This window comes from Methylobacterium sp. WL64, assembly GCF_008039945.1.
Classification (GTDB): Bacteria; Pseudomonadota; Alphaproteobacteria; order Rhizobiales; family Beijerinckiaceae; genus Methylobacterium.
In genome coordinates this window covers 1-10,854 of record NZ_VRVA01000149.1, presented here as the reverse complement: position 1 = coordinate 10,854, position 10,854 = coordinate 1, and the positions used below count along the sequence as shown (strand labels likewise).

The following is a 10,854-nucleotide window of genomic DNA, read 5'->3' as shown; positions in this document are numbered from 1 at the left end:
GCCCGGTGGTGCTGAAGGCCCCCTCCGAGGACGGGGTGATCGGGCCGGAGCTCCAGCTCAACGGCATGTCCGGCACCCTGAAGCTGGAGCGGGCCGGCACCGCCGTCACGGCGCGGATCAAGCTGCCCGGCACCAAGATCTCGCAGCCGGCGGAATCCTGCACGGTGCCGCTCGCCAACGGCAACCCCATTACCCTGTCCTCCGAGGGCAAGCCCGAAGGCGCGCCGCGCTTCGAGGCTGCCGGGGCCGAGTGCCCGCTGCGCTTCGACGTGGTCGAAGGCGGGATCCTGGTCACGTCGCTGGGCCAGGGACCGATCTGCACCTTCTCGAATGCCGATTGCGCGACCACCCCCGTGGGGCTGTGGGGGCCGGCGGGCGCTAGCCTGATCCCCCGGGCCGGGGAGTTCGACACCGGCCGGGGCGTCGCCGACAAGGCGGTACGCGACAACTACAAGCTGATGACCCAGCGCGCCCGGCGCGAGGACGTGCGCCCGATTGTGAGCGAGCAGGCGGCCTTCTCGGCCGACCGGGAGCAGCTCTGCCGCAACTACGCCCGCGAGGGCACGCACGGCTTCTGCCACCTGCGGGTCACCGAGAACCGGGCCCTGGCGCTCGCCACCCGCCTGGGCGCCAACACGGCGGTTCCGACCGCCGCGGCGGCCCCGCGCCGGTCCCGGCCCAGGCCCGCCGCGGAGCCGGCCGTCGACGGGGTGAACCCGGACACCGCCGGCGAGATGCCGCCGGAATAGGGTCAAGATCCGGTCGGGCCCGGCCGTGCGAAGGGCTGCTTGCGACCCAACGCAGCCGCCCGAACCGCCGTCGGCGCTTCCCCAAAGCGGTCATCAATCGGCGGCCCTTCAGTTGTGGGCCGCGGTGATATCGGAAGTCGTTACCACGGCTGACCATCACCGAACGACCAGTCCTCCTTCTCGACAAAGACCATGTTGATCATGATGTCGTCAGGTCGGACCCCCAATTTCGATTTCAGGTCGTCGGCAACGAAGCGTTAGAAGGCGAACTTGGTGTCGTTCTTGTTGCCGGCAGTGCTCGTCACCTGGATCGAAATGGAGTTCGAAGACCGGCCGAAGCCAACACATTGCGGATCATAGACAAGATTATCGGCTTTGTGCTCGCCGACAACTACGAAGCGGTCGCCATCAGGCGCTTCGAGGATGTCGACGATGCCTTGATCGACGATGTCCGCCATGGCAGCGCGGTACTCGGGGCTTTTCCCCGCGATCAAATCGATACGTGCAAAGGGCATGATGACCGCCTCGGGCAGGATTGCGGTCGGACCCCGGCCGGGACCGACCGCTGAGCGCTCACGTCCGGTTGTCGATCTCCGGCACACCGCTGCTCCTGTCCGCATAGGCAGCGATGAAGGTCGGCCGAGACTGCCAGCGCCGCCAGAAGGCATCGAGATGCTCGAAGCGCTCATCGAGCGGAGTGGCGTTCACCGGGAACTTGGAGAACGCGATCGCCGTCGCCAGCGTGATGTCCGAGAACGTCGGTTGATCGCCTCCCAGCAGCCACGCACGGCCGTCGGCGAGATGCCGATCGACGAGACCGGCATGCGCCAGTGCCACCTTGCGGGAATGCTCGCCCCAGGCCGGATTGCTGGTCAGTTCGAGCTTCGGGCCCAGGCCCTGATGCAGGACATGGAATGCGGTGACGATGGGATAGAGGATGTGCACCCACACCCGGTTGTCCCACATCTGATCGAAGCCGCGCTCGTGCGCCGTCTCTCCCATGATCTTGCGGCCTTCGAACGTGTCGTCGAGGTAGCGGGCGATGGCGGAGGTCTCGCTCAAGTAAGAGCCGTCGGCGAGCGCGAGGGTCGGTGTCTCGCCCCAAGCGTTCATCTTCAGGTGCTTCCAACCGCGCTGCTCGCCGACCGGTGACATGTCGTAGACCGTCTCGTCGAAGTGATCGGCGATGCCCTTCTCGTGCATGAAGATCCGCAGACGCTGCGGGTTCGGGAAGGCCGAGGGTGAGGTGAAGAGCTTGAGCTTGTCGGGCATCGTCGTCGCGCCTTCCTGAAGAGCTTGCCTGTCTGTCAGATGACAGATTGCAAGCTAAGACCGGCGTCTTGTGCCGTCAACCCCTGTCTGCCATATGACAGGTGGAGGTTGAGAATGGTAGCGACGTTGAAGAGGGATGTGCGTGAGGCGATCCTCGTGGCCGCGAGGGAAGCAGCGATGGCCTATGGATACGGCGGTATCAATTTCCGCGACCTCGCGGAGGCCGTTGGCATCAAGGCCGCCAGCATCAACTACTACTTCGCCAATAAGGCCATTCTCGGCGAGGCAGTCGCGCGCCGCTATTGGGAAGACATTGCCCGCGCTCTTGAAGCTATTTCAACGGATGCGCAAAGCCCGATGGACGCGCTGCGGCAATATCCCGGCATTTTTCGCCTCTCTCTGGAACGCAACAATCGCATGTGCCTCAGCAGCTTCATGGCGACAGAGTATGACGCGTTACCTGAGCAGGTCCTGAAGGAGGTCCAGTCTTTTGCAGACGTCAATACGGCCTGGCTACGCGAGCAGCTGGTTGCCTCGAAACTCGTTGAGCCAAAGGACGGGGAGACGAGAGCCCGTGCCATCTATGCTGCTGTGGCCGGAGCTCAGATCATCGCTCGAAGCCGTTCGGACGTAAATCTGTTCGACTCGTTGGTGAGGAGCTATCAAGAGGCGGGACTCCTGCCGAACTGATCGAAAGCCTGCACGAAGAGAAGGGCCGCTTCCAAGCCCTGCCGCTCAGAAGCAGATCGGCGGAAATCCACCCTCAACGGATCGGCGCACGGTCAAGCCGATTGGGTCTGAACCCGGGAGCATCGTCCCGGACATCGGAACCGGCACGACGCACCAGATCCGTGTTCTCGCACCGTCGTGTTCCGAAAGCCGGCAGCCGCCGTTCGGGCCGACGAGTCAGGCCCGCCCGGCGGTCATCGACAGCATGGCGGGGTCGATGCCGTTGGCGCGCAGGGCCAATTCGTACTTGGCGTCGAGGTCGGTGTCGAAGATCAGCGCCGGGTCGGCCGGGCAGTTGAGCCAGCCGTTGGCCATGATCTCGCTCTCGAGCTGCCCCGCCTGCCAGCCGGCATAGCCGAGCGCCAGCACGGCGCTGGCCGGGCCCTCGCCGCTCGCGATGGCGCGCAGGATCTCGACCGTGGCGGTGAGGCAGATGCCGTCGTCGATGATCAGCGTCGATTGCTGGATGTGGAAGTCGTCGGTGTGCAGCACGAAGCCGCGCCGCCCCTCCACCGGGCCGCCCATCAGCACCGGCATGTGCCCGACCCGCTCGCGCAGCCGGATCGCGTCCGCCTCCGGGGCGACGTCGAGCTGGACCAGCAGGTCCGGCATGCTGATGTCGGTGGCCGCCTTGTTGACGATGATGCCCATCGCGCCGTCGGCCGAATGGGCGCAGACGTAGATCACCGAGCGGGCGAAGCGATCGTCGGCCATCCCGGGCATCGCCACGAGGAACTGGCCGTCGAGGAAGCTCGAGCCGGTGAGCGCGGATTGCGCGGGCGAGGCTGGGTTCGACATGCGCGTATGCTACGCGGCCCCCTCGCCTTGTCCAGCGGACAAAGCGCGCGCCGCCCCGGCCCTACCCGGCTGGAAAGGCGCTGTCGAATCTACGGGCGGATCGCTATATATCCTCGCCCCCGGGCATTGGAATTTGCACAGGCCTGATCTGGCCGCGAGAAGGAGGCGTCCCATGACGGACGCTGCATCCCCGGCTGCCTTCGACATCGAGGCACAGCGCGCCCAGATCCAGCGGGCGCAGGAGGAGACGGGTAAGTTCGTCGCCGAGCAGCGCAAGCTGATGGCCGAGGCAGCCAAGCTGGCCACAGAGCAGCTCAAGATGTCGGCCGAGGCGGCCAAGCTCAGCCGCGACCGGGCGCTGGCACCCTGGCAGGTCGCGCTCTCGGGCATGGCTGCCGGCGCGGCCTTCTTCGGCGCCGGCGCCGCCTTCATCAAGCTCCTGGGGCCTTGAGCGCGTCGGCGCCCGACCGTCCTCGACAGGCGCGGTCCACCACGCTAGGTCAGCCGCGATTGTTCAGCGCGCGATCGGAGCGCGCAGCAACGAGGGACCCGCGATGATTCAGGTCGGCGATCACCTGCCCCAGACCACCTTCCGGGTGACTGGCCCCGAGGGCCCGCTCGCCCGCACCACAGACGACGTGTTCAAGGGCCGCCGCGTGGTGCTGATCGGCGTGCCGGGCGCCTTCACGCCGAGCTGCCACCGCAACCACCTGCCCGGCTTCGTCTCGAAGAAGGACGAGATCACGGCCCGCGGCGTCGACGCCATCGCGGTCACCAGCGTCAACGACGTGTTCGTGATGGACGCGTGGTCGAAGGCCAGCGATGCCGAGGGCCTGGAATTCCTGGCCGACGGCAACGCCGACTTCGCCAAGGCCATCGGCCTGGAGATGGACGGCACCGGCTTCGGCCTCGGGATCCGCTCCAAGCGCTATTCGATGCTGGTCGAGGACGGCGTGGTGAAGATCCTCAACGTCGAGGAGACCCCCTCGAAGGCCGAGGCGTCCGGCGCCGAGGCGCTGCTCAAGGTCCTCTGAGGCCATCGGGGCCTCGCGCCCCGATACCTCGCCGAAGGGCCTCGGCCCTTCTGGATCTCGGAACCCGCCCCCGCTACGCCCGGTGCGCGCCGGCGAGGTCGATGTCGTCCAGCGCGTCGTGGTGCAGGAGCAGCACGCCGGTCGCCGCCGCCAGGCGGCGCGCCGCCGGGGTGAAGCCGGCATTCGACACCACCGCGGCCCGGTCGCCGGCCCAGTAGCGCAGGGCGGCCGCCGCCTCCTGCACGGCGGCGTTGCCGACGGGCTTGGCCAACCGCTTGCACTGCACGATCAGCCGGAGCCCGTCGCGCACGGCCACGATGTCGGCGCCCTGGTCGCCGCTCGGCGGGGTCCGGTGCGCCCGCCAGCCCGCCCGGGCCAGGCGGTCGGCGCAGTAGCGCTCGTAATCGATCCCGTCGCCCGGCGCCTCGTCCTCCTCGGGCAGCGCGATGGCGGCGGCCTCCGCCTCCACGATCGCCAGCATCCGGGCGCGCTCCGACTCGGCGAGGTCGGCAAACCGCGGCCCGACCTGCGGCAGGACGGTGCGGTCGAGGAAGTACGCCCGCTCCCGCAGCCAGCCATCCTCGATCCGGTTGCCGTAGGCGTCGGAAAAGCTCTCCTGCCGCCGTCGCAGCGCCAGAGTCTCGCCGTGGGCCCGGGCGATCCGGCGCACCCGGGCCCGGAACCGGCGGGGCCGTCCGAGGTGGCGCCCGAGGACCAGCACGAGGGCGAGCCCCGTGGCCGCGAAGGCCGGCGGTCCGTACCAGAGCCCGAGCGGGCAGCCGATCACGGCCGTCCAGAACAGGCGGGCGACGGGGTTGGGCTTGCCGGGCATCGGATCTCGGGTCGCGGATGAGCCCGCCGACCCTGGCAAGCGCCCCTTGCCCGATGCTGAATCCCGGCGGGAAAGCTGTGGACGCCGGCCCGCGGGCCTAGCCCGTCTGGCCCTTCCGGCGCTGGTGGCCGAGCCCCATGCTCTTGGCGAGGCTCGAGCGCGCGGCGGCGTAGTTCGGTGCCACCATCGGGTAGTCGGGGGCGAGCCCCCACTTCTCCCGGTAGGCTTCGGGCGTCAGGTCGTACCGGGTGCGCAGGTGCCGCTTGAGCGACTTGAACCTCTTCCCGTCCTCCAGGCACACCAGGTAGTCGGGCTGGATCGAGCGCCGCACCGAGACCGCCGGCCGGAGCTCCTCCACCGGCGGCGCCGGCGGCTGGCTCAGCCCGTGCAGGGTGGCGTGGACCGCGGCGATCAGCCCGGGCAGCTCCGGCACCGGCACCGGGTTGTTGCTCACGAAAGCCGACACGATGCCGACGGACAGCGTCAGATAATCCAGGTCCTCTCCGACCGTGGCGTCCATCCCGAAACCTCCCGTCGCTTCGTCTCGGCCGCCATCGTTCGGCGTGTGCCGGCCGGAATCTGTGTCTATCGAGGCTGATACAGGCCTATAAAGCGGCAGGTACTATGATGTGATCAATATAAGGGCAAGACCAATTTATAAGCGATCACAACAGCCATCGTGATAGCAGCCTGCATTGTCGGATACTGTACAAAGCCGGCTCATCCCGTGGCGGCCGGCGCGGATCCTGCGCGGCATCGGTGCATCCGGGCGTTGCAGCTGCGGGAGATTGTGCCATCTGGTAGGGTGGCGGGCGCGCCGTGGCACGCCTTGCCCAAGCGCGTCACCTAGGCGAGGGCCCCCATGCGCGCGCACAGATTCGGGCCTTCGGCGCCGTGAGCACCTACCGCTTCGACAAGCTCCTGGCGCCGCGCTCGGTCGCGCTGGTCGGCGCCGTGGCCCGCGAGGGCTCCCTCGGGCGCAGCGTGCTCGACAGCCTGCGCCGGGCGGGGTTTCCCGGTGCGATCCTGCCGGTCCAGCCGGATCACGAATCCGTGGACGGCCTGCCCTGCGTGCCGCGGGTCGCCGACCTCACCGTGGTGCCGGACCTCGTGCTGATCGCGGTACCGCCCGCGAGCGTGCCCGAAGTGGTCGCCCAGGCCGCCGCGATCGGTGCCGGGGCGGCCGTGATCCTCACCGCCCGGCTCGGCCGCGGGCCGGACGATCCCGGGCCGGTGGCGCACCGGATCGCCCGCGCGGGGGGCCTGCGCCTGCTCGGCCCCGACAGCGCCGGCCTCGCGGTGCCCGCCGCCAAGCTCGATGCCAGCCTGTTCGCCCACGCCCCGGCGGCGGGGGACCTGGCGCTGGTCTCGCAATCCGGCACGGTGGCGGCCGCCATCGTCGAATGGGCCGCCCGGCACGGGACCGGCTTCTCCGCGGTCCTGTCGCTCGGCAGCGTGCTCGATATCGGCGTCGCCGACTGTCTGGACCATTTCGCCGCCGACTACCGCACCCGGGCGATCCTGCTCTGCCTCGACCGCGTGGCCGACGCCCGGCGCTTCATGTCCGCGGCCCGGGCCGCCGCCCGCGCCAAGCCCGTGGTGGTGCTCCGCGCCGGCCGGCACCGGCCGGACACGCGGGCGGCCGTGACCCATACCGGCGCGCTCGCCCGGCCCGACGCGGTCTATGCCGCGGCCTTCCGCCGGGCCGGCCTGCTCGCCGTGCCGGATCTCGACGCGATGTTCTCGGCGGTCGAGGCCCTGGGGCGCCAGCGCCCGTTCCCGGGGGACCGCCTGGCGATCCTCACCAACGGCCGCGGCATCGGGCTGCTCGCCGCCGACCGGCTGACCGACCGCGCGGGCATCCTGGCGGAGGTCCCCGAGGCCGAGGGCCGGCCGGCCGGCAATCCGATCGATCTCGGCATCGATGCCGGCGGCCCGGCCTTCTCGGCCGCCCTGGCGCCGCTGCTGGCCGACCGGAGCAGCGACGCGGTGCTGGCGATCCACGTCCCCACGGTCCGGTCGGATGCCGGCGCGGTGGCCGGGGCGATCGCCGAGACGGTCACCCGCGCCCGCGCCGGCCAGACCCGCAAGAAGCCGGTCTTCGCGGTGTCGCTGGGCGATGCCGAGGTGGCGCGCGCCGCCTTCGCGGGGGCTGGGATCCCGCATTTCGCCACCGATTCTGAGGCGATCGAGGGGCTTTTGCACCTCGTGCGCTATCGCGAGGCGCAGGACGACCTGATGCGCACGCCGGATTCGCTGCCTCGGGATTTCTCCCCCGACACGGCCCGGGCCCGCTCGATCGTGGCCGCCGCCCTGCGCCAGGGGGCGGCCTGGCTCGACCCGGTCGCCGTGAACGGGCTGCTCGAGGCCTACGGCATCCCGACCGTGCCGATCACCCTCGCCCCCGACCAGGATTCCGCCGCGACCGCGGCCTGGCCGATCATCGCGGCCGGCGGCACGGTGGCGCTCAAGGTCGTCTCGCCCGACGTGGTGCACAAATCCGATATCGGCGGCGTCCGGCTCGATCTCACCAGCGAGGCCGACGTCCGCGATGCCGCGCGCAGCATCCTCGCGCGCGCCCGGCGGGAGCGGCCGGACGCCCGGGTCACCGGCTTCGCGGTGCAGCCGATGGTCCGGCGGGGCCAGCGCCGGGAGCTGATCGCCGGGCTCGCCGAGGACGCGGTGTTCGGGCCCGTGGTGGTGTTCGGCCGAGGCGGCACGGCGGTGGAGGTGATCGACGACCGCGCGCTCGGTCTGCCGCCCCTCGACCTCGCGCTCGCCCGCGATCTGATCGGCCGCACCCGGGTCGCCCGGCGCCTCGAAGGCTACCGCGACGTGCCGGCCGCCGACCTCGGGGCGATCGCCCTGACCCTGGTGAAGCTGTCCCAGCTCGCCGCCGACCTGCCGCAGGTGCGCGAGCTCGACATCAACCCGCTCTTGGCCGACGAGACCGGCGTGCTGGCGCTGGACGCCCGGGTCCGGATCGGCCGCGCGGAGCGGGGATGCCAGGGCCGCGGCCACCCGCGCTTCGCGATCCGGCCCTATCCGGCGGAATGGGTCCGCACCCTCAACCTCAAGGACCGCACGATCCGGGTACGCCCGGTGCGCCCCGAGGACGAGGGCCTGTTCCTGGCCTTCTTCAAGGGCCTCGATCCGGAGGACCTGCGGCTTCGCTTCTTCGGGCCTGTGCGCGAGTTCAGCCACGCGTTCCTCGCCCGGCTGACCCAGCTCGACTACGCCCGGGCCATCGCGTTCGTGGCCACCGAGGTCGATCCGCAGGGCGGCGAGCGCATGCTCGGCGCCGTCCGGCTGCACGCCGACGCCAGCCACGAGAGCGGCGAATACGCCATCGCGGTCGGCCGCGACGCGCGGGGCACCGGCCTCGCCTTCGCGTTGATGCGCCTGATGATCGACTGGGCCCGCTCCGAGGGCGTCGGCCGGGTCGAGGGCATGGTGCTGGCCGAGAACCGCCCGATGCTGGCGGTCTGCCGCCGCCTCGGGTTCAGCCAGGGGCGGGACCCGGAGGATCCGGGGTTGGTGACCGTGAAGCTGGAGCTTGGGGTGGGGTAGGAGGCGGCATCCGAGAAGGATGCCGATTTCGGAAAAGGTGCTCGCAGGACGAAACACCTGCGTCGTTCCGGGGTGCCGAAGGCGAGCCCGGAACCCAGGGACGCCGACGGTACAAATGCTTGAGCTGTCAGCGGTTATGGATCTCGGGCTCCGCTTCGCGGCCCCGGGATGACGGGGCGGGCCATCAAGCGCGCCCGGTCACGGATCGTCGTCGCTCGGATGTTGCGGACGACCGACCGGATCAGCTTCAGCGGGGCGGCTGCAGCGCGTCCGGATTGCCGCCCTCCGTTGCCGGCTTCACAACCGTCGCCTTGCTGACCGACGGCTTGGCAGCGACGGGCTTCGCCGTCGCTGACTTGGCTCCCACCGGCTTGGACACCGCCGGCTTCGGAGGCGTTGCCGCGGCTGGCTTCGGCGTCGCTACAGGCGGCACAGCGGCGGCCGGCGCGATCGCCCCGGTTGAGGTGGGCTCGGTGGCCGGCGTGTCGAGGTTGTAGATGTCATCGCGAAAATGCGCTGTCCCGTCCGGTGTGGCGTAGCCCGTCAGGTACACGAAGGTCACCGGCACCGGCTTGACCAGCTTGATGTCGCGGCGCTCTCCGTCGGCGATGCCGGTCTCGATCTCGATCGGCCCCCAGCTCGTGCCGGGCCCGTTGGGGCCGTCGGTGCCCTGCAGCAGCCAGCCGACCAGCTCCTTCACCTGCCCGACCCGGACGCAGCCATGGCTGTGGAAGCGCACGTTGGCGGCGAACAGGGACTTGGCCGGCGTGTCGTGCATGTAGACGGCAAAGCGGTTCGGCATGTCGATCCGCACCTGGCCGAGCGAATTGTCGAAGCCGGAATCCTGGCGCAGCGTGTAGGCCGCCGCCTTGTTGCCGGCCCAGTCGATCCGGGTCGGGTCGACCTCGCCGGCGGGGCCGAGCATGCGGATGTGGTTCCGGGCGAGGTAGCCCGGGTTCTTGCGCATCTGCGGGATGATCTCGTTCTTCACCACCGAGGCCGGCACGGTCCAGGTCGGGTTGAAGTTGATGTCGGTGATCCGGGTCTCCACCGTGGGTGTCGCCTTGTCGGGGGAGCCGACCACCGCGACGTAGCGGCGTGCCACCACGCCGTTCTCCACCGCCTCGACGATGGCCGAGGGCACGTTGACCACGACGTAGCGCTCGCCGAACGGGAATTTCGAACCCATCAGCCGGGCCGCCGAAGCCGCGAGCTGGCGCTGCCGGGTGGCGGCCGGCACGTTCAGGGCGTTGATCGTGAGCCGGCCCAGGATGCCGCTGTCGGGCAGGCCGTGGCGGCCCTGGAACGCCGCGATCGCGGCCACCAGCGGCGGGTCGAGGCGGTCGCTCGGCGGCGCGTCTACGGGCAGGTCGCCGGTGAGCGTCAGGTGGTGGCGCAGCGACGGGATCGCCGGGCTGCGCTCCCCGGGCTTCAGCCGGATCAGGTCGTCGGGCAGCCGCTCCCAGCCGCCGGCCTCCGCGAAGGCGGCGTAGCGGTCGGCCACCTTCAGCGTGTCCAGGAAGGTGCGGGCGGTGAGCGTCGGGGTCGGGTCGGTGGAGACCTTGGCGTAGACCAGCGGCGCCGGCTCGCGCGGTTTCTTTGGGGATTCCGGCGGCTTGACCTCGGAACTTTTGGCCTCGACCGGCCGGCTCTCGGGCGTCTTCACTTCGGTCTTCGCGTCGGCCTTCACTTCGGCCTTCACTTCGGCCTTCACTTCGGCCTTCACTTCGGCCTTCACTTCGGCCTTCACTTCGGCCTTCGCGCCTTGGGCCCTGGGCTCCGGACTCTTCACGGGTTCCGGGGCCGGCGGCACGGCGACCGGGACGGCGAGCGGCGGGGGGGCCGCCGCCGCCGCGGGTCCGGCCGGGGC

10 protein-coding genes and 1 pseudogene are annotated in these 10,854 nt (G+C 70.2%); 5 read left to right on the top strand and 6 right to left on the bottom strand.

The window, feature by feature from the left end; genetic code table 11:
• Window positions 1–749, top strand: a 749-nt coding sequence (locus FV242_RS30045) for a hypothetical protein (RefSeq protein WP_147941471.1), incomplete at its 5' end; no start/stop codon positions are given.
• 140 nt (window positions 750–889) lie between these two features.
• Here the strand turns inward: FV242_RS30045 and FV242_RS30040 are convergent.
• Together FV242_RS30040 and FV242_RS30035 are read right to left on the bottom strand one after the other, a co-directional pair.
• Window positions 890–1,264 (bottom strand): annotated as a pseudogene (locus FV242_RS30040) (tautomerase family protein).
• Window positions 1,265–1,322: 58 nt separating this feature from the next.
• Window positions 1,323–2,021 carry a glutathione S-transferase family protein gene (locus FV242_RS30035; RefSeq protein WP_147941470.1) on the bottom strand — a complete coding sequence of 233 codons (699 nt, stop codon included), beginning with the start codon at window positions 2,019–2,021 and terminating at the stop codon, window positions 1,323–1,325.
• Window positions 2,022–2,135: 114 nt separating this feature from the next.
• On the opposite strand from FV242_RS30035, the gene FV242_RS30030 reads away from it, so the two are divergent.
• The gene (locus FV242_RS30030) at window positions 2,136–2,711 is read left to right on the top strand and encodes a TetR/AcrR family transcriptional regulator (RefSeq protein WP_147941469.1); all 576 of its coding nucleotides are present in this window, start codon (window positions 2,136–2,138) and stop codon (window positions 2,709–2,711) included.
• A 216-nt stretch (window positions 2,712–2,927) separates the two neighbouring features.
• Here FV242_RS30030 and FV242_RS30025 read toward each other — a convergent pair whose 3' ends face one another.
• On the bottom strand, window positions 2,928–3,548 hold the full coding sequence (locus FV242_RS30025) for a YqgE/AlgH family protein (RefSeq protein ID WP_147910517.1): 621 nt from the start codon (window positions 3,546–3,548) through the stop codon (window positions 2,928–2,930).
• 172 nt (window positions 3,549–3,720) lie between these two features.
• Here FV242_RS30025 and FV242_RS30020 point away from each other — a divergent pair, with 172 nt between their 5' ends.
• Entirely contained in the window at window positions 3,721–3,999 is a 279-nt protein-coding gene (locus tag FV242_RS30020) for a hypothetical protein (protein WP_147941468.1), read from the top strand.
• A gap of 103 nt (window positions 4,000–4,102) precedes the next feature.
• Complete coding sequence (locus FV242_RS30015; RefSeq protein WP_147910519.1) at window positions 4,103–4,582, top strand: peroxiredoxin; 480 nt, start codon at window positions 4,103–4,105, stop codon at window positions 4,580–4,582.
• A 73-nt stretch (window positions 4,583–4,655) separates the two neighbouring features.
• On the opposite strand, the gene FV242_RS30010 is transcribed toward FV242_RS30015, so the two are convergent.
• The gene (locus FV242_RS30010) at window positions 4,656–5,414 is read right to left on the bottom strand and encodes a restriction endonuclease (RefSeq protein WP_147941467.1); all 759 of its coding nucleotides are present in this window, start codon (window positions 5,412–5,414) and stop codon (window positions 4,656–4,658) included.
• Between the two features lie 97 nt (window positions 5,415–5,511).
• The gene (locus FV242_RS30005) at window positions 5,512–5,934 is read right to left on the bottom strand and encodes a MucR family transcriptional regulator (protein ID WP_147941466.1); all 423 of its coding nucleotides are present in this window, start codon (window positions 5,932–5,934) and stop codon (window positions 5,512–5,514) included.
• Window positions 5,935–6,308: 374 nt separating this feature from the next.
• Here FV242_RS30005 and FV242_RS30000 point away from each other — a divergent pair, with 374 nt between their 5' ends.
• Window positions 6,309–8,984, top strand: coding sequence for a bifunctional acetate--CoA ligase family protein/GNAT family N-acetyltransferase (locus tag FV242_RS30000; protein WP_147941465.1), 2,676 nt, complete (start codon window positions 6,309–6,311; stop codon window positions 8,982–8,984).
• Between the two features lie 247 nt (window positions 8,985–9,231).
• On the opposite strand, the gene FV242_RS29995 is transcribed toward FV242_RS30000, so the two are convergent.
• Window positions 9,232–10,854: L,D-transpeptidase family protein (locus FV242_RS29995; protein ID WP_147941464.1), on the bottom strand; the 1,623-nt coding region annotated here is incomplete at its 5' end.

Excerpts from the sequence above, each read along its gene's own strand:
- FV242_RS30035 (WP_147941470.1), bottom strand. The coding sequence starts at position 2,021 with ATGCCCGACAAGCTCAAGCTCTTCACCTCACCCTCGGCCTTCCCGAAC.
- FV242_RS30030 (WP_147941469.1), top strand. The coding sequence starts at position 2,136 with ATGGTAGCGACGTTGAAGAGGGATGTGCGTGAGGCGATCCTCGTGGCC.
- FV242_RS30020 (WP_147941468.1), top strand. The coding sequence starts at position 3,721 with ATGACGGACGCTGCATCCCCGGCTGCCTTCGACATCGAGGCACAGCGC.
- FV242_RS30010 (WP_147941467.1), bottom strand. The coding sequence starts at position 5,414 with ATGCCCGGCAAGCCCAACCCCGTCGCCCGCCTGTTCTGGACGGCCGTG.
- FV242_RS30025 (WP_147910517.1), bottom strand. The coding sequence starts at position 3,548 with ATGTCGAACCCAGCCTCGCCCGCGCAATCCGCGCTCACCGGCTCGAGC.
- FV242_RS30015 (WP_147910519.1), top strand. The coding sequence starts at position 4,103 with ATGATTCAGGTCGGCGATCACCTGCCCCAGACCACCTTCCGGGTGACT.
- FV242_RS30005 (WP_147941466.1), bottom strand. The coding sequence starts at position 5,934 with ATGGACGCCACGGTCGGAGAGGACCTGGATTATCTGACGCTGTCCGTC.